27 protein-coding genes and 1 riboswitch are annotated in these 26,180 nt (G+C 39.9%); of the genes, 18 read left to right on the plus strand and 9 right to left on the minus strand.

The genetic code is table 11. From position 1 onward, the window contains the following. Nucleotides 1-12 precede the first annotated feature (12 nt). The 3 genes from ATE92_RS10385 (at nucleotide 13) to ATE92_RS10395 (ending at nucleotide 3,927) form a co-directional block, all read left to right on the plus strand. On the plus strand, nucleotides 13-2,187 hold the full coding sequence (locus ATE92_RS10385) for a DUF3857 domain-containing protein (protein ID WP_100803644.1): 2,175 nt from the start codon (nucleotides 13-15) through the stop codon (nucleotides 2,185-2,187). A 94-nt stretch (nucleotides 2,188-2,281) separates the two neighbouring features. Then, entirely contained in the window at nucleotides 2,282-2,857 is a 576-nt protein-coding gene (locus tag ATE92_RS10390; protein WP_100803645.1) for a T9SS type A sorting domain-containing protein, read from the plus strand. Nucleotides 2,858-3,039: 182 nt separating this feature from the next. Then, the gene (locus tag ATE92_RS10395; RefSeq protein ID WP_100803646.1) at nucleotides 3,040-3,927 is read left to right on the plus strand and encodes a T9SS type A sorting domain-containing protein; all 888 of its coding nucleotides are present in this window, start codon (nucleotides 3,040-3,042) and stop codon (nucleotides 3,925-3,927) included. Here the strand turns inward: ATE92_RS10395 and rmuC are convergent. Genes rmuC through ATE92_RS10415 form a run of 4 tightly spaced genes read right to left on the minus strand, consistent with a single transcriptional unit; the run spans nucleotide 3,924 to nucleotide 8,228 of the window. Further along, nucleotides 3,924-5,240 (minus strand): DNA recombination protein RmuC, encoded by a 1,317-nt coding sequence (gene rmuC / locus ATE92_RS10400; protein ID WP_100803647.1) that lies wholly within the window; start codon nucleotides 5,238-5,240, stop codon nucleotides 3,924-3,926. The genes ATE92_RS10395 and rmuC overlap by 4 nt on opposite strands. Before the next feature lie 26 nt (nucleotides 5,241-5,266). Further along, nucleotides 5,267-6,061: an ABC transporter ATP-binding protein gene (locus tag ATE92_RS10405; RefSeq protein ID WP_100803648.1), complete on the minus strand. Its 795-nt coding sequence runs from the start codon at nucleotides 6,059-6,061 to the stop codon at nucleotides 5,267-5,269. Beyond that, nucleotides 6,061-7,092 (minus strand): iron ABC transporter permease, encoded by a 1,032-nt coding sequence (locus ATE92_RS10410; RefSeq protein ID WP_100803649.1) that lies wholly within the window; start codon nucleotides 7,090-7,092, stop codon nucleotides 6,061-6,063. Before ATE92_RS10410 ends, ATE92_RS10405 begins: the two co-directional genes overlap by 1 nt. Continuing rightward, nucleotides 7,092-8,228, minus strand: coding sequence for an ABC transporter substrate-binding protein (locus ATE92_RS10415; protein WP_100803650.1), 1,137 nt, complete (start codon nucleotides 8,226-8,228; stop codon nucleotides 7,092-7,094). Before ATE92_RS10415 ends, ATE92_RS10410 begins: the two co-directional genes overlap by 1 nt. 49 nt (nucleotides 8,229-8,277) lie before the next feature. Beyond that, nucleotides 8,278-8,477, plus strand: a riboswitch (cobalamin riboswitch). Nucleotides 8,478-8,591: 114 nt separating this feature from the next. Between ATE92_RS10415 and ATE92_RS10420 the strand changes: the two genes are divergently transcribed. Continuing rightward, complete coding sequence (locus ATE92_RS10420; protein WP_100803651.1) at nucleotides 8,592-10,526, plus strand: TonB-dependent siderophore receptor; 1,935 nt, start codon at nucleotides 8,592-8,594, stop codon at nucleotides 10,524-10,526. 17 nt (nucleotides 10,527-10,543) lie between these two features. Here the strand turns inward: ATE92_RS10420 and ATE92_RS10425 are convergent, their stop codons facing one another. Beyond that, a complete protein-coding gene (locus ATE92_RS10425; RefSeq protein ID WP_100803652.1) occupies nucleotides 10,544-11,941 on the minus strand; it encodes a S41 family peptidase in 1,398 nt (465 codons plus the stop codon). A 209-nt stretch (nucleotides 11,942-12,150) separates the two neighbouring features. Here ATE92_RS10425 and ATE92_RS10430 point away from each other — a divergent pair, with 209 nt between their 5' ends. The 4 genes from ATE92_RS10430 to ATE92_RS10445 are packed head-to-tail and all read left to right on the plus strand — an operon-like array spanning nucleotide 12,151 to nucleotide 14,230. Continuing rightward, nucleotides 12,151-12,657 carry an RNA polymerase sigma factor gene (locus ATE92_RS10430; RefSeq protein WP_100803653.1) on the plus strand — a complete coding sequence of 169 codons (507 nt, stop codon included), beginning with the start codon at nucleotides 12,151-12,153 and terminating at the stop codon, nucleotides 12,655-12,657. After that, the gene (locus ATE92_RS10435) at nucleotides 12,644-13,117 is read left to right on the plus strand and encodes a hypothetical protein (RefSeq protein ID WP_100803654.1); all 474 of its coding nucleotides are present in this window, start codon (nucleotides 12,644-12,646) and stop codon (nucleotides 13,115-13,117) included. The genes ATE92_RS10430 and ATE92_RS10435 overlap by 14 nt, the downstream gene beginning before the upstream one ends. Nucleotides 13,118-13,133: 16 nt before the next feature. Next, nucleotides 13,134-13,670 carry a DUF4252 domain-containing protein gene (locus tag ATE92_RS10440; RefSeq protein ID WP_100803655.1) on the plus strand — a complete coding sequence of 179 codons (537 nt, stop codon included), beginning with the start codon at nucleotides 13,134-13,136 and terminating at the stop codon, nucleotides 13,668-13,670. 2 nt (nucleotides 13,671-13,672) lie between these two features. Then, the gene (locus ATE92_RS10445; RefSeq protein ID WP_100803656.1) at nucleotides 13,673-14,230 is read left to right on the plus strand and encodes a DUF4252 domain-containing protein; all 558 of its coding nucleotides are present in this window, start codon (nucleotides 13,673-13,675) and stop codon (nucleotides 14,228-14,230) included. A gap of 237 nt (nucleotides 14,231-14,467) precedes the next feature. Here the strand turns inward: ATE92_RS10445 and purB are convergent, their stop codons facing one another. The 3 genes from purB to ATE92_RS10460 all read right to left on the minus strand — a co-directional run bounded on the left by purB (nucleotide 14,468) and on the right by ATE92_RS10460 (nucleotide 17,191). Further along, entirely contained in the window at nucleotides 14,468-15,811 is a 1,344-nt protein-coding gene (gene purB, locus ATE92_RS10450) for an adenylosuccinate lyase (protein ID WP_100803657.1), read from the minus strand. Nucleotides 15,812-15,918: 107 nt separating this feature from the next. Beyond that, on the minus strand, nucleotides 15,919-16,512 hold the full coding sequence (locus ATE92_RS10455) for an adenylosuccinate lyase (RefSeq protein WP_100803658.1): 594 nt from the start codon (nucleotides 16,510-16,512) through the stop codon (nucleotides 15,919-15,921). A 1-nt stretch (nucleotide 16,513) separates the two neighbouring features. Further along, nucleotides 16,514-17,191, minus strand: coding sequence for an NAD-dependent deacylase (locus tag ATE92_RS10460; RefSeq protein ID WP_100803659.1), 678 nt, complete (start codon nucleotides 17,189-17,191; stop codon nucleotides 16,514-16,516). A gap of 416 nt (nucleotides 17,192-17,607) precedes the next feature. On the opposite strand from ATE92_RS10460, the gene ATE92_RS10465 reads away from it, so the two are divergent. From ATE92_RS10465 to ATE92_RS10495, 7 genes are all read left to right on the plus strand, one after another. Continuing rightward, entirely contained in the window at nucleotides 17,608-18,267 is a 660-nt protein-coding gene (locus ATE92_RS10465; protein ID WP_100803660.1) for an RNA methyltransferase, read from the plus strand. Between the two features lie 30 nt (nucleotides 18,268-18,297). Then, nucleotides 18,298-18,822 carry an SRPBCC family protein gene (locus ATE92_RS10470; RefSeq protein WP_100803661.1) on the plus strand — a complete coding sequence of 175 codons (525 nt, stop codon included), beginning with the start codon at nucleotides 18,298-18,300 and terminating at the stop codon, nucleotides 18,820-18,822. 14 nt (nucleotides 18,823-18,836) lie between these two features. Then, nucleotides 18,837-19,211, plus strand: coding sequence for a VOC family protein (locus ATE92_RS10475; protein WP_100803662.1), 375 nt, complete (start codon nucleotides 18,837-18,839; stop codon nucleotides 19,209-19,211). 128 nt (nucleotides 19,212-19,339) lie between these two features. Beyond that, nucleotides 19,340-19,912: a non-canonical purine NTP diphosphatase gene (locus ATE92_RS10480; protein ID WP_100803663.1), complete on the plus strand. Its 573-nt coding sequence runs from the start codon at nucleotides 19,340-19,342 to the stop codon at nucleotides 19,910-19,912. A gap of 182 nt (nucleotides 19,913-20,094) precedes the next feature. Beyond that, nucleotides 20,095-22,002, plus strand: coding sequence for a DEAD/DEAH box helicase (locus ATE92_RS10485; RefSeq protein WP_100803664.1), 1,908 nt, complete (start codon nucleotides 20,095-20,097; stop codon nucleotides 22,000-22,002). A gap of 80 nt (nucleotides 22,003-22,082) precedes the next feature. Next, nucleotides 22,083-22,859 (plus strand): carboxypeptidase-like regulatory domain-containing protein, encoded by a 777-nt coding sequence (locus ATE92_RS10490; protein ID WP_100804416.1) that lies wholly within the window; start codon nucleotides 22,083-22,085, stop codon nucleotides 22,857-22,859. A 6-nt stretch (nucleotides 22,860-22,865) separates the two neighbouring features. Then, nucleotides 22,866-23,177, plus strand: coding sequence for a DUF6122 family protein (locus ATE92_RS10495; RefSeq protein WP_100803665.1), 312 nt, complete (start codon nucleotides 22,866-22,868; stop codon nucleotides 23,175-23,177). Nucleotides 23,178-23,221: 44 nt separating this feature from the next. Here ATE92_RS10495 and rlmH read toward each other — a convergent pair whose 3' ends face one another. Next, a complete protein-coding gene (gene rlmH / locus ATE92_RS10500) occupies nucleotides 23,222-23,695 on the minus strand; it encodes a 23S rRNA (pseudouridine(1915)-N(3))-methyltransferase RlmH (protein WP_100803666.1) in 474 nt (157 codons plus the stop codon). A 101-nt stretch (nucleotides 23,696-23,796) separates the two neighbouring features. On the opposite strand from rlmH, the gene nadC reads away from it, so the two are divergent. The 3 genes from nadC to ATE92_RS10515 are packed head-to-tail and all read left to right on the plus strand — an operon-like array spanning nucleotide 23,797 to nucleotide 26,173. After that, entirely contained in the window at nucleotides 23,797-24,654 is an 858-nt protein-coding gene (gene nadC / locus ATE92_RS10505; RefSeq protein WP_100803667.1) for a carboxylating nicotinate-nucleotide diphosphorylase, read from the plus strand. After that, nucleotides 24,654-25,574, plus strand: a complete 921-nt coding sequence (locus ATE92_RS10510) for a YihY/virulence factor BrkB family protein (RefSeq protein ID WP_100803668.1) — start codon at nucleotides 24,654-24,656, stop codon at nucleotides 25,572-25,574. Before nadC ends, ATE92_RS10510 begins: the two co-directional genes overlap by 1 nt. A gap of 35 nt (nucleotides 25,575-25,609) precedes the next feature. Further along, entirely contained in the window at nucleotides 25,610-26,173 is a 564-nt protein-coding gene (locus ATE92_RS10515) for a chalcone isomerase family protein (protein ID WP_100803669.1), read from the plus strand. Nucleotides 26,174-26,180 lie beyond the last annotated feature (7 nt).

Below are 26,180 nucleotides of genomic sequence, written 5' to 3' on the forward strand. Positions count from 1 at the left end.
CAAAACATACTTATGTTCAAATTTTACATTGCCCTGGCTTCATTTTTACTTTTTTCATCTATAAGTGTTGCACAGGCTGCCAAAGAAAAAGAATTGCAAAATAAATTTTGGGACACCGGCGATCCCTTAAAAAATGTAGTGGAAGTTCCCGAAAAATGGAATGGGGAAAGTGGGGTAATATTGTATCTTGAGGAGTTTTATGAGTACACCAACAACGGTAAAAAGATGTACAACCCCTCGTATTTTCATCAACGTGTAAAGTTGTTAGACAAGGCTGCGGTTGAAAGCTTTTCGGAATTCACCTTCGAAAAAAACAAACAAGTTGGTGCCGGTTTTATTAATTATTTTCAGGAAGAAACAACGATTGGAATTAAAATAATAAAGCCCGACGGTGAAGAAATTATTTTAGACATAGATGCCGAAACGGTAACTCAGGATGAGGAAAACAAGGTGGCGATTCCTAATCTGGAGGTAGGTGATATCATCGATCTTTTCATTTACGAAGATGATTATTTACGCAGTTTTTCGGGAACACATATTTACGAACCCGAGGAAAAAATTCTAAGTACAAAATATCCCATTTTATATAGAAAGCTGGATGTAATTGTGGAAAACGATTACTTTTTAAATATGGAGTCCTACAACGGAGCTCCACAGATTAAAGAAATTCCGACCGATAAGAAATCGACCAGAAGGTATAGCTTGGAAGCTTCAGATATTGAACGAAGTGATTTTCCAAGATGGTTTTACCCTCTCACCGAATTACCCGCTATCAAGTTTCAGGTGACCTTTGCACTAAAGGCAAAGAATGAAGCGGCTGCCGCTGTCTTTCTTTCAGAAAACGACGCCGAACGAAAATCCGGTGTAACGAAAGAAGAAATAATTGAATACTACGGAGATCGTTTCGATACCGACAGTAAAAGTGCTGTAAAAGATGTGTTGCGATACCTGGAAGAGAAGGGAATCATGGATAGGCGTGAGCAGATGGTGCAGGGACTGTATTACATTAGGCACATGAGCTTCAATCGTTTTATCGAATTGTATATGGCCCGCGACAATCAAATTCGCTATTCGGCCATGCCTTGCGATACAGATTATGTGATATTAAATGAAAACCGATTTGTAAATTATATGGCCGGTCTGGCGAAGCAGTTGGATATCGATTACGATGTGATTGTTGCGACATCCGATTATAACGGGCCCATAGACCAGTTGTTATTGCGCTCTAATGTCTCGTACGGATTGCGTTTCAATTTTCCCGATCCATTGTATTTTTTCAATCTTTCTCCCCATGTACAGGCAGATTTCTTCCCTGAGAACCTGGAAGGCACCAAAGTGTATAAGATGAGTGTGGAAAAGAACAGGAAGTTGGAAGCGGTTACTTTCGATGTGATGCCGACTACTTCGGCAGAAGTAAATAAAAGTGCCGAAAAAATAGTAATCGAATTTATGGATGATTTCAAAAAAGTTGCCATGAACAGAAATCTGCAATTTACAGGTCACTTTAAAACCCGCGAATTGTCCAGAAGATTATTTTTTGGTGATTTTCTATCCGAAGAATTTACACATTACGGCACCAAGAATTTCTATAATTGCCGAAACCGACAAGGTAAGAGCGATGAAGAAGCTCAACAAAAAATGGAAGCCTTATTAGCCACCTATAAAAAACAAAAAGAAGAAAGCATACAAGAGGTGGTAAGTTCAAATTTCGATATAAAAATTGAAGATTACATTTATGAAATAGAAGATGCAGCCCGATATTCTGAAGACCCGTTGTCGATTAACGATTCGTTTAGCCTAAGTGATGAATTTGTAAAAAAAGCCGGTCCCAATTATTTGGTGGAAGTAGGAAAGTTTATCGGAGGCCAGGTACAAATTGAAGAAGATGAAAAGGAGCGCGAGTTAGGGGTGTATCTGGACCATGCAAAAACCTATGAGTATGTAGTCGACATAAAAATACCCGAAGGTTACGAAGTAGTAGGTTTGGAAAAACTTCAAAAGAATGTATCCAACCCCACGGGCGCATTTATTAGCACTGCTACAATTGCCAACGGGATACTAAGCTACACCACAAAAAAGATGTATGCAAAGCGAACCTATAGCGCAGCAGAATGGTCTCAGATGATTTCATGGCTGCAAGCAGCGTACGATTTTAGTCAGGAGAAAGTAATGTTTAAAAAAATGTAAATTTTGTGGTAGGGTAAATGGTTGTAAGGCTGTTCTTTGTGTAAATGGGCTATTTATTAGTACCTTACAATAATCAAATCTAAAAACCGCAACCATGAAAACAATTACCTTTTATCTGTTTGCCTTTGCGATTACTTTGGCATCGGCACAAACCACATACCCTGTAGATTGGGATCAAGCCGTTGGTGCCAATGCAACTTTTACTATTGAAGTAGGTGACACAGTACTTTGGACCTGGGCCAATGGAGTTCCGCACACAGTAACAAGTCAGGCAGGTAGTGTTGAAACCTTTGACAGCGGGACACTTACCGGTGCAGGAACAGAATTTCAATATACTTTTACAGTTGTAGGTGACAACCCTTACCTTTGTGAAGTACATCCTGTTATGATGGCCGGGACAATTACTGTTGAAGCTGTTCTTTCTGTTCAGGATAAATTTGAAAGAAATGTCACTTTTTATCCAAATCCTGTGGATGAAATGCTTGTAATTGCCTCCTTATACAAACTGGATTCTTATGAAATCTATAATCTATTGGGAAAAAAAGTAGGTTGGGGTGACGGAAACGGAACTTTTACACATCTAAATACTTCCTATCTTAATTCGGGAGTGTATTTTATAAAAGTTACTTCCGGTGAATTCCAAACTACGCGTAAAATTATTAAAAATTAGTTTCTAGTTAAAATGTTGAAGGGAGCCCGCCATGTGCGGGTTTTTTTTGTTCCAATTGTTCAATAGGGATTTTTCTTTACAAGTTCCTGCCAAAAAAGAGATGCCTCATACAGTCAATTTAGTAATGTGCGCATTCGAAAGAATTCAAAATTAATGCGTATTTTTAAGTAAATCTTTTGATTATGAGGATATTATTTACTTTTCTATGCTGTCTTGTGCTTCCCTTTTCAGGATCGAGCCAGGATTTTTATAGTGACTTCGATGATGGTACCTTACAAGGATGGACAAATAATGACGGAACTGTAAATGAACTTTCAGTGCAGCCCAATGCTTCCGGAAATCATTTACAAAAAATTTGCGATGGTACCAACACCGCAGTTGGCGAAATGACCATCATCAATACCCAAAATTGGGTGGGAAACTACTTTTATTCTCCCACGGGCGGAACCGACGAGGCAATGTATACTATTGATGAAATTCTTATGAGAAATTCTAATTCGTTCGATTTGTATGTGCGTTTCGGGTATACGGGATCCAATGGATATAGGGTAGTGACCACCGATCCTATAGTAGTTCCTGCACAATCTGATTGGGGATATTATTCCAGCCCTCATCATATTGAATTCCCCACAATTAATAACCTTACCATTTTAAACGATACCAGCGGTCTGACATTTGAAGAAATTTATGAAAATGTTGAGACGATGTTTGAAGATGTAATCGAGTTTCGGATTTTCCACAACGATCAAATAGAGTATGACGGAAAGCTTGAAACAGGCACGCTCGAAATAGACGAACTCATTAAAATGATTCTTTTGTCGACCGGGGAGCAAGAACTTTCCAAAATTAAGTTGTTTCCCAATCCGGCAAAAGATATGGTAACAATTACCCTTCCCGATAACGAAACAGGTAATGCCGAATTTTACAATGTACTTGGGAAAAAAGTATTGACTGCCAGATTATTAAATGTTCGTTCTACTGTAAACCTTGCAGAACTCACAAGCGGGATGTACTTGGTTAGTGTAAAAACATCCACCTCAACTACTACTAAAAAGCTTGTAAAGATCTAATCTTCGTCTGCTTTTTTTAAGAGTTTTTCATTGAGTTGCTTTTTGGCCGTTACTCCTAATTTTTTGATTTTCTCAACTCTGGAAATTAAATTTCCCTTTCCGGTTAATTTTACCATCGTACTGTCGTAGCTTCCTTTTACGGTATTCAACTGATTACCAACTTTAAGTAAATCGTCGGTTAGATTCACAAACTGATCGTACAACCTTCCGGCCTGAGTTGCTATCTCCAATGCATTTTGCTGTTGCTTTTCGTTATTCCACATGCTATCAACTGTTCTAAGTGTTGCCAACAATGTGGTAGGTGTAACAATAACGATATTCTTTTCGAAAGCCCAATTGTACAAGCTGTTATCCTGATTTATAGCTACGGCAAACGCCGGCTCTATAGGAACAAACAACAAAACAAAATCCGGACTCTCAATTTTATAGATATCCTGATAGTTTTTCGCGCTTAATTGTTCGATGTGTTTTTTAAGTGAATTGATATGCTCTTTTAAATATACGGCGCGTTGCACATCATCCTCTTCATTAACAAAGCGTTCATACGCGACCAGCGACACCTTCGAATCGATTACCATTTTTTTGTAATCGGGCAGATGCAGCACTACATCGGGCAGGACTCGCTTTCCTTCTTCGTTGGTAAAGCCTGTCTGCACAAAATACTCCCGATCTTTTTCGAGTCCGCTTTTCTCCAAAACCCTTTCCAAAACCAATTCGCCCCAGTTTCCCTGGGTTTTGCTGTCACCTTTTAAGGCTTTGGTGAGATTGGTCGCTTCCTTGCTCATTTGTTCGTTGAGCTCTTTTAAGCCAATTATTTGTTGCCGAAGCATGGCATGTCTGTCGATGCTTTCCTTGTGGGTGTCTTCTACCTTTTTTTCGAATTTTTCTATTTTTTCCTGAAGGGGTTTTAAGATAAAATCGAGGTTTTCCTTATTCTGCTTGGTGAATTTTTCCGACTTGCTTTCGAGAATCTTGTTGGCGAGATTTTCAAATTTTTCTCTGAAATCTTCTTCAAACTTTTCAAACTTAATGCGCTCTTCCCGAAGCTTATCGTCCAGACTCTCATATTGTGAATTACGTTTTGTCAATTCGAGATTTAAAAAATCCTTTTCCTTGCGAATGGCTTCGCGTTCCTCCAGCACATGATCGAACCGTTCATTGAGTTTCTCCTCCTGATGGGCAAGCTGCTCCAATTTTGCCTCCAGCTTTCCGGTTTCACTTTTGGTTTTTAAACGCGCAAGGAGATTGCCTATAAACGCACCAATAAGCAGGCAGATGCCGGCTAGTAATAAAAAGAGAAAAGTTTCATTCATTGTAATCGACTTTCTTGTAAAGATACTTATTTCTTTATGCTAAACCGACCCGTTTTTTCATCAAATTCGATGGTTTCTTTCGGAAATAATGCATCAAATCTTCCCGAAGCAATTAAGTTACATGGTGAATCGGCATAGGTAGTTTCGGGCGTCATCACTATCATTGTGTTGCTTAACTGAATCGCCAGATCAACCTCATGTGTTGAAAATAAAATTGTTTTGTTGGTTTCGGAAGCCAGATTTTTTAAAAGTTTTAAAATGTAGGCGCGATGATATAAATCCAGGTGTGTGGTAGGTTCATCCAAGAAAATACAAGGAGTATCCTGCGCCAAAGCTCTTGCTATGTAAACTCTCTGTAGTTGTCCGTCGCTTAACTCGAAACATTTTCTATGTGCTAAATTTTCGGTCTCGGTTGCTTGTAACGCAAATTGGATGGCTTTCTTGTCGGTTTCAGATAAACGTCCCATCCAGTTGGTATGCGGCTGTCTTCCCAAAGAGATCAATTCCAAAACACTCAGATTTTTGGAGGCCGGACTTTCAGTTAAAACCACACTCAGCTCGGTTGCCAATTGAATAGTGGAATAGGAGGAAAGATCTTTTTCTTTTAATAAAATATTTCCTTCCAATTTGGGTTGCATTCCCGCCAGGGTTCGCAACAAAGTAGACTTTCCAATTCCATTGGCGCCCACCAAGCCTACCAGCTCGCCTTCCTTCAGCGTGAAATTGATTGCTTCGGAAATCACGGTACGGCTTTTCTTGCTGAAATAGCCTATAGCTAAATCCTGCACCTCCAACAATGTATGTTTTCCTTCCGTAGCCATTAAAACAACAATTTACGTTTTCTAACCAATAACCAAATAACCACCGGAGCACCTACAAGCGACGTAATGGCGTTAATAGGCAAGGTGTATTCACTAAACGGCAGTTGCGCCAAAGTATCACATAGAAGCATTAAAACAGCTCCACAGAGCAATACGGCCGGAAGTAGGACCAAATGATTGGAGGTTGTAAATACCTGCCGTGTAAGATGCGGTACGGCCAAACCAATAAAGGCAATAGGTCCCACAAAGGCGGTAATACCTCCTGCTAGAATACTGGTCGCGATAATGATGACAAAAATGGTTCTCTTTATACGAAGCCCCATGCTCTTTGCATAGTTTTCACCTAAAAGCAGAGCGTTTAAGGATTTACTACTGAAAAAACTCAACCCCAAACCCACAAAGCAGCAGAGCGTTAAAACAAAAACACCGTTCCAGGATTGGTTGCCCAAACTACCGAAACTCCAAAAAATGTATTGTTGCAGCTGTTCCGCATTACTGAAATAAGATAATATTGCTACTGCCGAAGCTGTAACACTGCCAAACATCAAACCAATGATTAATATCGCCATGGTATCTTTTATTCTGAAAGTAATGGCTAAAACCGCCAATAGTACCAAAAAACTTCCCAGGGCCGAAGCAATTACCAAACTCCACTGACTCACCAAAATACTTCCGAGAAAACCACCAAAAGCGCCGGCACCTAAAATAAGAATAGCTACACCCAAACTCGCACCGCTGCTAAGACCTAAAACAAACGGACCTGCCAACGGATTCCGAAAGAGGGTTTGCATCAACAAGCCCGAAACTGCGAGTCCGCCGCCCGCTAAAATTGCAGTAATGGCTTTCGGCAATCTGTAATCCATTAAAATATACTGCCAGGAATCTTTGGAGGCACCGCTTCCAAACAGACCGGCTATTACTTCATCTAAGGGGATGGAAACCGAACCCAGACTAATATTCAGCAAAAAAGCAACTCCTAAAAAGACGAATAGCAACACAAAAGAACCGCGATATGTCGTCGTTGTTTCCACTAGTGTATCTTACTAAAAAAGAATAATTCGTGATTAGGCAGGAGGGAAGGATGTAAAATCTTAATGATGTCCTTAAGCACCAAATCGGGTCTGTTGGGAGCTAATTCGTAATAAATAACGCCTCCTGTTGCTCCCTTTTTAGTGGTAGAGCTAAAAATCTTTTGGTTAGTATATGTATCAAACTTGGTATACACACTATGTGTATTCTTCAGTTGTTCCAGACTGGTAAACTGCCCGGGACCAATCCAGAAATCGGCATGCTGACCCTTTTCCAAAACGGCTTCCAGATTAAGTGAATGACTTCCGGTTCCTTCCGTATCCTGCCACAGATACTCCCCATTGGCATCGGCAATAAATTGTGCTGCCCAGCTATTGCCTTGGGGTAAATACCAAACATCCCGGTACATGGCACCGCTTAGTACAGTTGGACGTTGTGTGGCTTCGGAAGCCAGTTTTTTTGCCGCCAGATATTCGGTTTCAATCGTTTTAAAAATACTATCCGCCTCTTTTTCCTTGTTGAAAAGCACGCCGAAGAATTTAATCCACTCTGCCTTGCCCAAAGGTGAAGTTTCGGTCCAATCGGCATTGTAAAGCACCGGAATACCCGTTTTTTGAATGGTAGCCACTGTTTTATTATTGCCTTCCACTGCAAAGGTTATCACGGCATCCGGGGCTAAATCGATAAGTACTTCGGTATTAATGTCTTCGTTTTTGCCGAGTTCGGTGATTTTTCCGGCATCGATGCGTTTTCGGGTTGCTTCGGAAGAAATATAATCAAGATTCGGAAATCCTACCAGAGTTTTGGTAGCGTCCAACATTTCAAGAGAAGGAATATGAGTAGTAGAGGTAACCACAATTTGCTGTATGGGCACTTCAACAACGGCGTCGTACTTTTCAATATCTTTTAATTGTGTCCCTTTCTCGACAAAGGCGTAGGTAAAGGTATTTTCAGAATCCGGCCAGGGTGTATTTATAGTGATTGTTTTAAAGCCTTCAAAATGCGAAATAGCAAAGCCTTCAGCATATGTAATCGTAGTACTTTCAGTTGTGTTATGGACAATTGATGGAGACTTTTGAATTTCCTTGCAGGAAATCCCCAACAGTACCAAAAGGAAGAGTGGCAAGAGTTTTTGCATGTTCAAAAATAATAGAATTTGTTTGGCTTGCCTATGGTTTTTATGTCTTATTTTTGTCCTGAATTTTGGCGAGCGATAGCAGTCATTGCTATTACTCTTAAAAGGGAATTCGGTTAAAAACCGAAGCTGTACCCGCAACTGTAAGCCGTCCGCCTTTGGGGGATTGTACAAAACTTCAAAAACCACTGCGTAAGCGGGAAGGTTGTACACAGGCGAGCCAGGAGACCTGCCACATTCACTAATGTCGAACTTTCGGGATAAAAGTTTAGATTAAAAAATGTAACCGAGTTTGCTTCGATTGGTCATTGCACGCGCTGTTACCCTTTTTAAATCTTCTTTCTTTTTCCGTTTTAATTATTTAAAATGAAAAAACTACTTATTACACCCTTGTGCCTTTACTTTGGAGGCTTTATGCTGGCGCAGGAAAACTCTCAAATTGAACAATTGGACTCGGTTACGGTGGTAACAAAGGTTCCTATAGCTGAAAAAAATAGCGGGAAGGTTATCGCAAAAATTACCCGCGAAACCATCGAAAACAACAAAGGGAAATCGGTTGCCCAATTAATAAACGAAGTTTCGGGAATCGAGATAAACGGTAGCCGAGGCAATGTAGGACAGAATCTGGGCTATTTTGTACGTGGAGGTCGCAACCGACAAGTAGTGATTATGATAGACGGGGTACAGTTAAACGATCCTTCGCAAATTCAAAACGATTACGATCTGCGATTGATTCCCACTTCTGAAATAGATCATATTGAAATTATCAAAGGCGCTTCCAGTGTGTTGTACGGAAGCGGAGCCGCTACGGCAGTTATAAGCATTTCGACTAAAAAAGTTTCAGAAAAAACGATTGCGGCTAGTTTTACTTCGGCTGTGGGGACTAACTCTGCTTCTGAAGAGGACGATAGCTCACGCACCTTGGAAGAATTTACAAATGCGGTTTCGATAAACGGAAGTCTAAAAAAGTTTTTTTACCGGGCGAGTTTCAGTAATAAATATGTCAACGGATTGTCGGCAATTGCAGCTCCCGAAGGGGAAGCTCGATTTGAAGCCGATGTGTTTAACAGATTCGACGGCCGGATTAATTTGGGATATAGATTCAGTAAAAATGTGAGTATGAGTCAGTTTTTTAGTTTCGATACATTTAAAGCCGGATTCGATAATTTCGACTATACCGATGCCGAACATTTATCGATTACCCGGCAGCGCAAGACAGGAGGGCACTTCGAGTGGAAATACAAAAAAGGAATTTATGTTTTTAACGATAACTACAGTTGGATAGAGCGGGAAGTGGTTTCTTCCTTTCCCACCAAATACGATTCGAAGTCTTATACCTTGGACAATTACATACATCATCGTTTTTCAGAGAAGATAAGTCTTTTGGTAGGTTTTAACTTTAACACCTCAAGGTTTAATTCGTTTACCATTCCTTTTGGAGAGACTGATTTTGCACAAGATGTGTATGAGGATACGGCAAAATTTAATACTGTAGATCCGTACCTTAACCTCACCTATATCTCAAGCTTTGGTTTGCAGTTGAATGCCGGCGCTCGATTGAATTTGCATAGTGTGTACAACTCGCACTGGGTTTATAATATAAATCCTTCCTATGTTTTCGACATCGGAAAAAACACGCTGAAAGTATTGGCTTCATACAGTACCGCTTATATCACACCGTCACTGTTTCAACTGTACGATCCGTTGTATGGAAATGAAGCCCTGCAACCCGAGGAAAACACGACGATGGAAGGCGGATTGGAGTTTATGACCGAAAACAATTTCAGAATAAGTACGGTATATTTCAATAGAAATGAAGAAAACTTTATCGATTTTGTACTGCTGGATCCTGAAACATATTCTTACAGCTATCAAAATATTTCAGAAACCTTTGAAGCAAACGGCGTGGAAGTAGAAATTTCCAAAAATTTTGGAGAAAAGCTTACGGCTTCGGCGAACTATACGAATACACAGCCCGACAAGCGTTTTGCGTTGCGAATTCCGGAGCATAAAGTAAATGCATCAATTGGCTACCGACCCGTTGCATCAACGTTTTTTGGCCTTAGTTACCAGTACAACAGTGAGCGTTCAGATTCATATTTCAATCCTACTACATTTGAAACTGAGACCGTTATTTTAAAAAGTTATGGTTTGTTGGATGCTACAGCATCTTCGAAAGTTTACCATAACGTCACGGTATTTGCTACGGTGAGTAATATCTTAAACGAAGAATATGAAGAATTGTATCGCTATCAAACATTAGGACGCAATTTTAGAGCCGGATTTAGTCTCGAATTTTAAGAAAGGAACCTGTAATTTTAATGCTCCGCAATCATGATCTGATAGTTGGGGAGTGTAGCTTTACTTTCTGAAACTTCTTCCAATGTTGGCACACTGTTCCTTGCCGGCTGTGGGGTAGGAAAGATATCATTTAAAGCGGCTGCTAAGAGCGGCTCATTTACATCGCCCAAAGTGCCTAAATTGCTGTAATCTTCGTTTAACTGAATGTCCGGGAAAAGTCCGTCAATAAAATCGGTATTCCCCGCAGCATTTGCGGTTTTAAAGACCAGGGGCAGCATGGCGTATGTATGGCCGGGATTGGCCTGATTTCTGCTAAAGTTGGGTGCCGGAGCATCGTATAACAGAAAAGAAGCCTGGAATTTTCCAGTTGTAGTGCCTCCCACTTGAATAACCTGAATATAGGGATCAAGGCTATTGATGACCAACTCGCTTGCAGATGCGCTTCTCCCTGTTGTAAGTATGTATACTCTTGTTAAATTGAGGCTGTTAATTGCTTCTCCTGTACTTAGTGTAGTATTAAATACTCCATCTTCGGCATAATCGGCCTGTCTGTCTTCATTCCACTGTTCGGAATAGAAAAGTTGTCCTGCAAACTGCCCGGTTATCATACTTGAAAGGTCTTGAGCTGTACGTACCGAGCCTCCGCCGTTATATCGCAAATCGAGAATAAGGTCGGTAATACCATCGGCTTTAAACTGTCCGAAGGCAGCATTTAATTGCGTGTCGAAAGTGCCGGTAAAGGCATTGTACATCAAATATCCAATCTTCTGACTATTTACGGTAAGTGTTTGCGCAATATAAATCGGGTTTTCGGAAACCTGAGTTTTAGTAAGCGTTTTACTCTCGCCTGTAGGTGTTACTGTTTGTCCGTCGAAAGTTGCCAGTCCAATGGAATAAGTTTCCGGCGACAAGAGGGCGTTGAAATTGGTTTCGGTGATTTGTTGGCCGTCTACGGTGTTAAAGATCATTCCGCGTTGTAATCCTTCGGTAGCTGCGCTGGTATTAGGAATTACATAGCGTACATAGCCAAAAACATTTCCGCCTTGATCGGGATAGCGCACCAGACCAAATTCCATTCCGTTGCTAAGAGAAATTCCGTTAAGCGCATTTTCCAGAGCGATATAATCATCTACCAAGAGGCTGAATCTGTCCTGAGAGGATTTCAGAAAATCGAAAAGAGATTCGGGGGAATCAAAGGAGTTTAAAAAGGCATCCCTCGCTTCGGTAGTTGCAAATGCGTCATTGGCCAATTCGGGCGTATCTGCCTTATAGAGATAAAAAAAGTTGAGTCCGCGGTATATAAAATTTTGAATGTCTAAAGCCGATGAAATTTGAATAGTATCGTCTTTATCGGTAAAACAAGAGGTAAATGTTACTGAAACAACTAACAGCAGGACAAGGAATTTCTTTTTCATGTATGGGAATTTATCTGAATATATCTTGTAACCCCGAAAATAGCTACATTATTGTGAGTAAAAAAATATGTTATTATAAAATTTTGAGTTTATAAAAGATCCATAAAAAGGGAATAGTATCTTTCAGAAAATAAATTGTAACAAAAACTAAGGTGGTTCGTCGTAAAGACAGAACAGCATAGTATGTGAGTTCGCTAACCAACAAAACAATGAAACAACAGGAGTTTTTAACAACTGTAATGCCATTTAAAGACAAGTTATACCGACTTGCTAAGAGGCTCCTTGTTTCGAGTGAAGAAGCAGAAGATGCTGTTCAGGAAGTTTTATTGAAATTATGGAATGGGAGGGAAAAGATTAAAGACTATAAAAATCCCGAAGCTTTTGCCATCACAATGACTAAGAATTATTGTTTAGACCGATTAAAATCGAAACAAGCCGGAAATTTAAAAATTGTACACAGCAATTATCAAAATTCCGAAAATATCGAAAAACAGGTCGAAGCGAATGACGGAGTGAGTATGGTCTTTAAAATTATGGAATCCCTGCCCGAACAACAACGAATGATTTTACAGCTTCGGGACGTAGAACAATTTGAATTTGCTGAAATAGCACAAATGCTCGAAAGTAATGAAACCGCGATTCGCGTAACGTTATCACGAGCTCGTAAAACAGTTAGAGAACAATTAATACAACAGTACAATTATGGAGTTAGCTAATATAGAAGTCTTATTAGAGACTTATTTTGAAGGAAATACCACTCTTGCTGAAGAAGCCTCACTGCGTGAGTATTTTACAGGCGACAAGGTTGCTCCACATCTAGCGATGTACAAACCGCTTTTTATAGGATTGCAAAAGGCGCAGACCGAAGTTTCCGATAAGGAAATCGATTTACCCGAAAATACAACTCAATCTAATAAATGGTGGTACGGTATAGCAGCCTTATTGGTTGTTGGAGTGACGGTTGGAGGGTTTTTATTTTCCCAACCGCAATTGTCACAGGAAGAAAAAGAAGCCCTGGCAGCCTTTGATAAAACCAAGGAAACTTTGCTTTTACTTTCTTCTAGTTTGAACAAAGGTGCCGAAGAGTTGGCCTATTTGGAAGAATTTACCAAAGGTTCTTCAGTAATTACGCATATCAATGAATTTACAGACACTACAAACAAAATTTTAAAATAATCTAAAACACACATATATGAAAAAGTTAGCAGTTTTAATCGCCCTTATTATAGCCCCGTTAGTCGCGACGGCGCAATCTTTCGACTCCTTTGAAAATGAAAAGGATGTAACCTCGGTTGTGGTTACTAAGAATATGTTCAAACTATTGAGCAAGATCGATTTAGAATCGAACGACCCCGATGCCAAAGAATATATGGAGTTGGTAAACAATCTTGAAAATATAAAGATTTACACCACTAGCAACCCTGAAGTCGCCGACCGCATGAATACTGCCGTAACCGGTTATATTAGCAAGTCGAAAGGACTAAGCGAGCTCATGCGGGTAAATGACGATGGAAAAAATATTAAGTTTTACTCTAAGGAAGGAAAAAATGAAAATTTTGTGAGTGAACTCTTTATGCATTTAAATGGCATGATCGACGGTAAAATGACCACGGTAATTATGAGTATTACCGGCAATATTGATCTTAAAAAGATTTCAAAACTTACTCAGGATCTCAAGGTTCCGGGAAGTGAAGAATTAAAAAATATTGACAAAAAGAAAAAATCGTAAACATGGTACTCTTTAAATTTATAATTGGATTAGGAATTATGGCTCTTGCCTTGTTTGGATGTAATTCTGAAGAATCGCTACAACGTTATTTGGTAGACAAACAAGAGGACAACAACTTTGTAAAGGTCGATTTGGCTACTAGTTTGCTTCAAAGCGAGAATGCACAGTTTACTAAGGAAGAGCGGGACATTTTGAACACAGTTAAGAAAATAAATGTAGTTGCCTATCCTGTAAAGCAGGGCAATATGGTTGAGTACGAAGCAGAAAAGGCCAAATTGAACACTATAATTGCACAGGAGCAATATAAGACGCTTATTAAGTACGGCTCCAATAACAAGGGTGCTACATTGAAGTATTTAGGCGAAGAAGACGCGATAGACGAATTAATTGTATTTGCAAGCGACGATGAAAGGGGTTTTGCAATATTCCGATTGTTGGGAGATAATATGAGGCCGGATAGTATGCTGAAATTAATGAACTCCATAAACAGTGGTGATATTGATGCTTCGAAGCTTAAAAGTATCGGAGAATTATTCGGTACAAAAGGCGACAGTATCTAAAAATGAGTTTATTACCAATAAAAAGGTTCCGTTTACGGAGCCTTTTTTGTTTTTGGTCGAAAACCAATTTCTCTTAACACCTTATTAAGAGGTCTGGTATGTACTTTGTACTTACTAAGGGGAATGATTTATAAAATGGTCCCCGCATTTATGAATCGTTTCTTACAACCAGAGACCCCTGTTTTGTGAGGGATAGGTTGAAAAGCAAAAAGGCTTCCATTTGGAAGCCTTTTTCAATTAGATTCCGGTATAATTTCCGGGGGTGATAGCACGCATTTCTTTTTTAACGGCTTCAGGAATTTCCAATGTCTCAATAAAATTTGCGATAGAAGTCTTATTTATTTTTTCGTTGGTCCGTGTAAGTCCTTTTAAGGCTTCATACGGATTGGGATATCCTTCTCTACGTAAAATAGTTTGAATGGCTTCAGCAACTACGGCCCAATTATTTTCAAGATCTTCAGCAAATTTTGCTTCGTTCAACAATAATTTGTTCAGTCCTTTCAAGGTAGATTGAAACGAAATGACGGTATGTCCCATAGGCACACCAATGTTTCGCAACACAGTACTATCAGTAAGATCACGTTGTAGCCTGCTTACCGGTAATTTTGCCGAAAGATGTTCAAATAACGCATTGGCAATCCCAAGATTCCCTTCGCTGTTTTCAAAATCTATCGGATTTACCTTGTGCGGCATTGCACTGGAGCCGACTTCTCCTTTTTTAATTTTTTGTTTGAAATACTCCATCGACACATAGGCCCAGATATCACGATCTAAATCTATAAGGATGGTATTAATGCGCTTTAAGGTATCGAACAAGGCTGCCATATGATCGTAATGCTCAATCTGAGTAGTAGGGAAGGAGTGATGCAAGCCTAAACGTTCTTGCACAAACCGGGTTCCGAAGGCTTTCCAATCGACCTTGGGATATGCCACTTTATGAGCATTAAAATTTCCTGTAGCACCTCCAAATTTGGCAGCGCTTTTTATGTCATTCAGCAAATCGAATTGCTCCTGAATTCGCACTACAAACACCTCAATTTCTTTACCTAGTCGGGTAGGAGAGGCGGGTTGTCCGTGCGTTCGTGCCAACATGGGAATATCTGCCCATTCTTTGGACAATTCTTTCAGTTTATCCAAAACAGCGAACAATTGCGGGACATACACTTCATTCATGGCATCTTTCAGGGAAAGCGGGATCGCTGTATTGTTGATATCCTGTGATGTAAGTCCGAAGTGGATAAATTCTTTGTATTGCTGAAGTCCGAATGCATCAAATTTTTCCTTGATAAAATATTCGACCGCCTTGACATCGTGATTGGTAATTTTTTCGGTGTTTTTAATGTGCACTGCATCTTGCACCGAAAATTTTAAATACAAATCACGAAGGTCTGTAAATAGTTCTTTATTGAAATCTTTTAATTGCGGTAAGGGCAATTCTACCAAGGCAATAAAGTACTCAATCTCTACCTGCATGCGATAGCGTATTAGTGCCTCTTCAGAAAAGAAAGGAATTAACGATGCCGTTTTTGAAGCGTATCTGCCGTCTATAGGTGAAATTGCTTGTAATGCGTTGGTTGTCATTGGCGTAAATTTGAAGGTGCAAAGATAATCTTTTAAGTACGAAGTACGAAGCGGGATAAGGGAAGTTTTAAGGAGATTCTTTTCAGAAGTCGGAATGAAAAGCCTAATTATGTTTGTGATTGCTGTTGCTTTTTCTGAAACCGTTCAATTTTCTGAAGGGTGTTTTTACCACGAGCCTTGTAAGCTGCAGTATTTTGATGGATATTTTCATTTATGATATGCTGAAGCTCGGGATGAATCCATTTGTATGCTGTCCCCAAAAAGTAGAGTGCGGTCATTGCGTAGGCTTTACACGCCACTTTTTGCTCGGTTAGTAACCAGTCGAAGCAGCATTCGGTCATTACTTTTTTATGGGCTGCGGTAAAGTTGTTCCTAAGCTTAGGGTCATCTTCCTTATAGTGGGCAACCGCCAACATTTCACAAATCTTGGCCAACGGTCGCAACGCCTGATCTCTAACTACGTGTGGCAAATGCTCAAAATAGAAATCCAGATGCGGATACAGCAGCGATAATTTTTCCAGGCAAACAAATTCCAGTATCCAGGAAGCCTTATACGAAATTTCGGTTTTATCCAAAAAACAGTACTCTAACAAATCGGGAAAAGATTCGGGATGATCGAGCACCCATTGTGCCACATCCAAACGGGTTTGCCTGTAAGCTTTTGTATAACTTAATTTTTCGAAGAGTACTTCAGAAGCCATGTTATAATTTTTTCAATGCATCGATTACCTTAGGAACTCCCGTGGTGGCTTTTTCAGCAAAAACAGTAATTCTTTCAGAGGAACCCATTGACGGATTGGGATCTACAAAATAGATTTCGGTGGTATAAGAAGCATATTGCACCAAACCCGCAGCCGGATAGACCTGCATAGAGGTGCCAACTATTATTACTACATCGGCTTCGGCAACTAATTCCATTGCTACCTCCATCATGGGTACCATTTCACCAAACCAAACGATGTGGGGACGCAGTTGGTGATTAAATTCACAAAAATCGCCCAGGTTGAGGTCTTCGCGCCAGTCTAATATTAAGTCTTCTTTAAAAGTGCTTCTCACTTTTAATAATTCGCCGTGTAGATGAACCACCCTGCTGCTCCCTGCTCGTTCGTGTAAATCGTCGACGTTTTGAGTGATAATCACTACTTCATGTTCCTTCTCAAGTTCGGCCAGGGCAATATGAGCCGAATTGGGCTGGACCTGCAATAACTGTCGTCGCCGCTCATTGTAAAAATTCAGAACCAGAGTCGGATTACGCTGAAACCCTTCGGGAGAAGCCACAGACATCACATCGTGTCCTTCCCACAATCCGTTGCTGTCTCGAAATGTATTAAGTCCGCTTTCCGCGCTCATCCCGGCACCGGTAAGTACTGCAATTTTCATAGAGTTTGCATTAAATCACTAAATTATTACTTTTAAAATACAACTCAAAAATATCAAATGCCAAATAGTGAGTAGTGAGTATTGAGTAGTGAGTATTGAGTAGTGAGTATTGAGTAGTGAGTAGTGAGCAGTGAGTCATGAGATGTGAGACGTTAGTCGTGAGAAGAAATTATAATTTAATTTAATGATCATAGTTTTCAAATCTAAAATCTAAAATCCCAAATCCCAAATCGTACATCGTGAGCAGTGAGTCATGAGACGTGAGACGTTAGTCGTGAGAAGAAATTATAATTTAATTTATTGATCATAGTTTTCAAATCTAAAATCTAAAATCTAAAATCTAAAATCCCGTAATTCGTAATTCCTTTATCCAATTACACAATTTACATTTATCTTAGCAAAAACTAAATTTTTAAGTGGATTTACAACTTTTCGAATTCCTACAATCATTGCTAACGGAACGGCGCCGGGAACTTTTCAAGGAGGTTCTGGATCAACGAACACGACATTTTACCGTAGTGACCGAAGATGTGTATCAGTTGCATAACACAAGTGCCGTGATGCGAACCTGCGATGTATTTGGAGTGCAGGATTTGCATGTGGTTGAAGAGAAATACGGAAAGCGGATTGACAAAGAAATAGCCATGGGGGCTCAAAAGTGGGTGAGTTTGTATCGCTATGACAGTGTGAACAGTTGTATTGAAGCCTTGCGGTCTAAGGGGTATCAAATTATTGCCACAACACCTCACAACGATTCTACCTTATTGCACGATTTTGATGTGGCGAATAAAAGTGCATTTTTCTTCGGAAAGGAAAACGACGGCCTGAGTGATGTGGTAATGCGACAGGCAGATGGCTTTTTAAAAATTCCGATGTATGGTTTTACGGAAAGTTTGAATATTTCGGTTTCGGCGGCAATAATATTGCAAGAAGTGGTAACACGCATGCGTATTGAAGGCGTTCCATGGAGCTTGACAGAAGCCGAAAAATTGGAATTGGAGATGCACTGGACTCAAAAAACCATAAAAAGCGCTCCCGAGATTATAGAACGCTATTACAAGGATAATAATTCGTAATTTTAAAGAAACATAGTAAAGCAATATAACATGATAGTAATATACATTCTTGGAGGGATTCTCGCAATTTTGCTCATCCTCATGCTGGTTGCTCCTAAAACCTATAACATTCAACGCAGTGTGGTGATAAAACGCCCTTTGGGTGACGTATTTCAGTATTTAAAATTGGTTAAAAATCAGGATCATTGGTCACCCTGGAAGAAAAAGGACCCCGATATGAAAAGTGAATCAGTCGGAATTGACGGTACGGTTGGGTTTATCAATAAATGGGAAGGAAATAAACAGGTAGGTTCGGGCGAACAAGAAATCACAAAAATTGTTGAAAATGAACGGGTCGATACCGAACTCAGATTCTTTAAACCATGGAAATCTACCAGCGATGGTTATTTGCTCGTTGAGGCTGTGGATGCATCTTCAACTAAAGTTATTTGGGGATTTAAAGGCACAAATAAGGTGCCTATGAATATTATGATGCTTTTTTTCAATATGGATAAGGCGGTAGGTAAGGATTTTGAAGAAGGATTGGCCTCCTTAAAAACGGAATTAGAAAAATAATATTATTTGATACTATGAAACACAATATGTTTGCCTGGGTTGAAATACCCGTTAACGATATGGCACGGGCTCAAAAATTTTATGAGGCCGTATTTAAAGTCGAGCTGCATCTCGTAAATTTTGGTGGTATGGAAATGGGATGGTTCCCATTTGTTGAAAATGCTCCAGGAGCTGCGGGAACTCTTATCAAACAAGAAAGCTATATTCCCAGCGCCGAAGGGCCTTTGGTTTATTTTTACAGCGAAGATGCACAAATTGAATTGGGCAGGGTAAAAGCGGCCGGCGGTAAGATATATCAGGAGAAGACACAGATATCTCCGGAACACGGCTACATGGGAGTCTTTATCGATACTGAAGGAAACAGAGTGGCAGTACATTCTCGAAAATAAGATGTAAGTATTAATTTGTAAGCTTTCAATTATCAACTTAAATCTAACAACCAGCCCATACCGAACGGTACCTGCCCAAAAACGTTCAGGCGGATGTTCGGACGGGTCTAATAATCCAGCAATCTAGAATGCAGCTTGTTTTCGCAACTCATAACCTGAATAAATTCAGAGAAGTAAAAGCACTTCTATCTCACGATTTGGACTTACTTAGTCTCACCGATATTGGCTGCCATGAAGACATCCCTGAGACAGCCGATACGATTGAAGGTAACGCGGTGATAAAGGCAAATTACGTTAAAAGTGTCTACGGATTTGATTGTTTTGCCGATGACACCGGATTGGAGGTAAAAGCCCTGAATGGGGAACCGGGAGTATATAGTGCTCGTTATGCCGGACCTGAAAACAACGCCGAAGCCAATATTAACAAACTACTTGCCAAGCTAAAAGGTGAGGAACACAGGGAAGCGCGATTTAAAACCGCAATTGCATTAACTCTTAAAGGGGCACACACTATTTTTTTGGGAATTTGTGAAGGCAGTATTACCAAAGCTCCCCGTGGAGAGAAAGGATTTGGGTACGATCCTATCTTTTTACCCAACGGTTCTGCCGAAACATTTGCCGAAATGTCACTGCTGCAAAAAAGCGAAATAGGACATCGCGGAAAAGCCATGCGACAATTAATTGAATATCTTTCAGAGTGACAGCTAATTAGCCTTTTAATTATGCTGTTTCATAAATAATTCAAAACTATAATCAAGAACTCATTTTAAAGAGTATCTTTGCACCTTCAAAAATCCTCAGGGTGAGGTAGTACTGCACGAAGTGATAAGGTTTATTTGTCCAACTAACTTCAGTAAGTACAAATAAACTTTTATAACACTATATGTCTACATTTAAATCGTTAGGCCTTAACGAGAATTTACTCAAGGCCATTACCGATATGGGTTTTGAAACCCCTTCGGAAGTACAAGCTAAAACAATCCCTTTACTATTAAACGAAGAAACAGATCTTGTTTCTCTGGCACAAACCGGAACCGGTAAAACGGCTGCCTTCGGTTTTCCAATGCTTCAGAAAATCGATTCCGAAAGCAGAACCACTCAAGGATTAATTCTTTCTCCTACACGCGAATTGTGTATGCAAATCGCCAATGAAATGGCCCAATACGGAAAGTATGTAAAAGGACTAAACGTTGTAGCTATCTACGGGGGTGCTAGTATCACCGATCAAGCCAAACAAATTAAAAAGGGAGCACAGATTATCGTTGCTACTCCGGGTCGTATGAAGGATATGATTGGGCGACGCATGATCGATATTTCAAAAATTGAATACTGTGTGCTTGATGAGGCAGATGAGATGCTAAACATGGGCTTCTATGAAGATATTACTGAAATTCTTTCACATTCACCCGAAACCAAAAGTACCTGGTTGTTTAGTGCTACCATGCCAAAAGAGGTGTCCAGTATCGCTAAAAAGTTTATGCGCACTCCGGTAGAAATTACCGTGGGTTCTAAAAACGTAAGTACCGAAAATGTCTCGCACGAGTTCTATTTGGTGAATACGAGAGATCGTTATGCTGCTTTAAAAAGATTGAGCGACGCCAACCCCGATATTTTTTCGGTGATATTCTGCAGAACCAAGCGTGATACACAAAAAGTTGCCGAACAATTAATTACCGACGGCTACAACGCTGCAGCATTGCATGGAGATTTGAGTCAGAACCAGCGGGATATCGTGATGAAATCCTTCCGAAGCCGTCAAATTAAAATGCTTGTTGCCACCGATGTTGCTGCTCGTGGAATTGATGTAGATGATGTTACGCATGTAATTCATTATCAATTACCCGATGAAATTGAAACGTACACTCACCGTAGCGGCCGTACCGGTCGTGCCGGAAAGAGTGGTGTTTCCATGGTCATTGTTTCAAAAAGTGAAGTGAGAAAAATTCACAGTATTGAAAAAATGATTCAGAAAAAATTTGAGCAAAAAGACATTCCGGGTGGCATGGAAATTTGCGAAGTACAGTTGTTTCATTTGGCCAACAGTATAAAAGACACCAAAATCAATCACGAAATAGATTTGTATTTGCCAAACATCAATGAAGTATTGGCAGATTTCAGCAAGGAAGAACTTATTAAAAAGGTCTTCTCTGTTGAATTTACACGTTTCTACAACTACTACAAGAACGCGAAAGACCTGAATGCTCCTTCTGGAGGTAATGTGGATTACGGTGACAGCGATTCGAAAGATTCGGTTCGGTACTTTGTAAATATTGGAGCCAAAGACGATTTCGATTGGATGACCTTGAAAGATTTCTTGCGTGATCTGTTGGATCTTGAAAAAGACGATGTGTACAAGGTAGATGTAAAAGATACTTTTTCATTCTTTAACACCGATGAAAAACACCAGGAGCTGGTGATGGGTGTGTTCAATGACTTTAAATTGGACGGACGAAATATTTCTATCGAAATTTCAAAAGACAGAGGTGGAAGAAGCAGATCCGGCGGTGGAAGATCGGGTGGCGGAAGAGGACGTGGTGACAGAGACCGTGGAGGAAGAAGTGATCGCGGCGGACGCGGATTTAAAGGTAAAGGCGGAAGTGGAAGCGGAAGCGGAAGCGGAGACAAAGGCAGTTATAGCAAACGCAGCGGTTCGGGAGAACGAACCGGTAGTTTCAGTGATCGCAAAAGCGGGTCGAGCGATGATCGCCCTAAATTTGCAGGAAAGAGCCGTAGAAGAACCGAAAAGCCACAGAATACCGGAACCGGAGGCAAACGTCGACGTAAAAGTTAAAAACCTTTAATTTGATTGCGTCAATGAAACTTTGGCGCAAAATTAACGTCTATATTATGTACTTTTACCCTGTACATGCTATGAAAAAAATTCTGATTTTATTTTTATTAGTCACTTCTACATTGGTTGTGGCACAAGAGTCGATTGTGCAACCTCCTACCATAAAAGGGAAGGTATTAAACGATGCGGACGAGAATGCACTGGAGAATGTGAACATCGTAAACCTGAACAGTGTGATTGGTGCCACCACCGATCAAGAAGGGAAATTTGAGATTCGCGCAGTGGTAAACGACACACTCTATTTTAGTTATTTAGGGTTTAAATCCATAAGGGTTAGAGTGACGAATGACTGGTTGAAATTTGGCGATATCAAAATTAAAATGACCGAATTAGGCATAGCTTTGGAAGAGGTAGTTGTAAGACCGGTACAATTAACGGGGTATGTTGAGGTTGATGCCAAGACCATTCCTATTTACGATAACTATCGCTACCGAATTAGTGGTGTAAATACCGGATACGAAGGAGGAAACCAGCAACCCGGAGCGGTAAATAAAGTACTGAGTGCCATCTTTAATCCGGCCGATTTCCTCTATAACGTCTTTGGTAAACGTCCGCAGCAGATGCGAAAGCTTCGTAAGATGAAGGAGGATGATGAGATTAGGAATCTGTTGCAAAGCAAATACGATCGTGAAACTCTGATGGCTGTTTTGCAGCTGGAAAAGGCCGATATCGATGAAATTGTAAGTAAATGCAATTATTCCAAGGACTTTATTCGTACTGCCAGTGATTTGCAAATTCTGGATGCGATTAGCGAATGTTACGAAGAATATAAGGTGCTAAACCGAAAGAAAAGTTAGTACGTAATGTTGCAACAAAGTATTCATTACAGTTTACATTTAATTTTCCCGGGTCTTATAGCCTGGGTTTTTTTTAGGAGCCGGTGGAAAAGGGCATGGCTTATTATGATAGGAACCATGTTAGTGGATGTAGATCATTTGTTGGCAGATCCTATCTTTTCTTCAAACAGGTGTAGTATAAACTTTCACCCGTTACACTCTTACCTAGCAATTGCAGGTTATGTTGTGCTTTTGGTTTTCAAAAAGACGCGCATTATAGCTGTAGGACTTCTGCTTCACATGCTCACCGATGCCTTGGACTGTTTGTGGATAAAGTAAGCTTCGGTTTGCATATAGTTTCCGAAAGACAGCGAAAAGAACAGTTAGCGATGATGATAGGGCTCATTCTTTAGAATGGTGAATGCTCTATATAATTGTTCGATAAAAAATAACCGCACCATTTGATGCGAAAAAGTCATTGGCGAAAGGGATAGTTTGCCGTTAGCTCTTTCATATACCGCATCACTAAATCCGTAGGGCCCGCCAATTACAAATACCAGGTTTTTAAGTCCGGTGTTCATTTTTTTCTGTAGAAATTCTGAAAAGGCAATGGAACTGTAGGATTTGCCCTTTTCATCAAGAAGAATGAGGGTGTCGCTTGTTTCGGTACGCTTTAAAATTTCTTCACCTTCCAGTATTTTTTGCCGGGTTTCCGAAAGATTTTTGGTGTTTTTAATATCTGGGATTACGTCAAAAGAAAAAGGAATGTAAAAGCCCAACCGTTTTATATAGGCTTCGGTAAGAGATGAGAGTTCTTTGGCATCGGTCTTGCCAATGGCGATAAGCGTAATTTTCATATCACAAAAATAACAGAAAATATGTGCTTTTTCAGTTACTGTATACCGAATACTGTATTCTGCCAACTCTTTTTGTTATTTTTACTGAAAATTGAATCGCTATGATTTCAAAAAAACAATTCAATAAGGAAATAGACCGAATTATTTCGAATGCCATTCGTGAGGATGTAGGAGATGGTGATCACAGTTCGCTGGCATGTATTTCGGAGGATGCTATTGGCAGCGCCAAACTGTTGGTAAAGGACGAAGGAATGATTGCGGGTATCGAATTTGCGCGACAGGTATTCGAGTTTGTAGACCCGGGATTGAAGATGGATATTCGAATTACTGATGGTAGCCCGGTGAAATATGGTGATGTTTGTTTTTATGTTTCGGGATTGTCGCAATCTATTTTAAAAAGTGAACGTTTGGTGTTAAATGCCATGCAGCGTATGAGTGCTATTGCGACCAAAACAAATGAATATGTGAAAGTGCTGGAAGGGACTAAAACAAAGATCTTAGACACTCGTAAAACCACGCCCGGAATTCGTGCCCTGGAAAAATGGGCGGTGAAGATAGGTGGAGGTGAAAACCATCGTTTTGCGCTGTACGATATGATCATGCTGAAAGACAACCACATCGATTTTTGCGGAAGTATTACGAAGGCAATTCAGCAAACCAAAGAGTACCTGAAAGAAAACACCCTAGGCCTGAAAATTATCGTTGAAGCGAGAAACCTTCAGGAAATAGAAGAGATTCTGCAAAATGACGGAGTATACCGTATTCTAATCGATAATTTCAATTATGAAGATACCCGCAAAGCGGTTCAGTTAATCAACGGCAAATGTCTTACCGAGTCTAGCGGTGGAATTACTTTGGAAACTGCCAGAAAGTATGCAGATTGCGGTGTGGACTACATTTCCAGCGGGGCATTAACCCATTCGGTTTACAATATGGATTTAAGCTTAAAGGCTGTTTAATGGCTGAAGAAACCGACGATACCACTACAAAAATACCTGTGATTAGGAATCTGGTAAAGCTCAGTCAGCAAATTAAGTTGCCGGGTTTTAAGGGTTTGTCGATGTTTGATTTTTTGGAAATGTACGGCCGCGGAATTGTACGCGGTACGTTTTCTTCTAGGGCCAGTTCGATTGCTTATAGCTTTTTTGTTGCCCTGTTTCCCTTCGTGCTCTTTATGTTGAATTTAATACCGATTATCCCTATTGAAGGCTTCCAAACTCGTTTTTTAATTTTTATTGAAGAATTATTACCACCCCAAACAGCCGAGTTCTTTTATCCAACCATTGCCGACATTGCTGTAAACTCCAGAGGTGGAGGCCTGCTTTCTTTTGTGTTTTTCCTATCGTTGTTTTTAGCAGCAAATGGGGTAAATGCTATTTTTAGTGCGTTCGAGTATTCATTTCATGTCACAATTAACAGAGGCTTTTTAAGACAATACTTTGTTGCGTTATTAGTCTCTATCTTTTTGGCATTGTTGTTGTTAATTACGGTAGGAGTCATCTTGTATGGTGAATATGCAATAAGCAGTTTGAAGGGCAGAGCATACATAGAAAATGATTTGTTTTGGATTTCAGCTTTGCAGCTAACGGTCTTTGTGGTCATGGTATATGTAATCATTGCAACCCTTTATTACTATGGCACCAAACGGGGAAAGGCAACAAAATTTTTCTCCATTGGAGCTTTGGTAACCACAATATTGTTTATGTTAACTACCTATCTGTTTGGAATTTATATCAATAACTTTTCAAATTACAACGAGTTATACGGGTCCATTGGTGCACTATTAATAATGATGTTATATATTTGGATCAATGCAAACCTCTTACTTTTAGGGTTCGAACTAAACATTTCGATGCAACGTCTAAAAGATAAATATTAATACACTTTTTAACCTAACACTTTAAATATTCACGAATGAAAAATCTTTTATTACTTCTTATCTCCATTGCTTCTATCAATATAACTGTGGCTCAAACCCAGGTGGGAAGCGTAACCTTGCCAAATACTGTAAATTATGGCGGACAGGAACTCATACTTAATGGCGCCGGAATCCGGAAAAAAGCCATGGTATTAAAATTGTATTCCGGGGGTCTTTACTTAACTTCTAAATCTAGTGATGCTAAAAATATTATGAGTGCCGACGAAAGTATGGCCATTAAATTGGTGATTACTTCAGGTTTTGTATCGAGCGAAGCGATGAGCGAAGCTGTAGAAGATGGTTTTAATGCTTCTATGAACGGAAATACATCCTCTTTGGCTTCAGAAATTAAAAAATTCATAGGCTTTTTCAGTGATGAAATTGTAGAAAACGACACCTTCGATATTACCTATCAAAAAGGAACCGGCGTAGTTGCCTATAAGAATGGTAAGGAGCTAGGAACTATTTCAGGCATGAAATTTAAAAAAGCCCTTTTTGGAATCTGGTTAGGAAACGAGCCGGTCGATAGCAAGTTGAAAAAGGCCATGTTAGGCAAATAATAGCACC

The organism is Ulvibacter sp. MAR_2010_11 (assembly GCF_002813135.1).
Taxonomy (GTDB): Bacteria; Bacteroidota; Bacteroidia; order Flavobacteriales; family Flavobacteriaceae; genus Altibacter.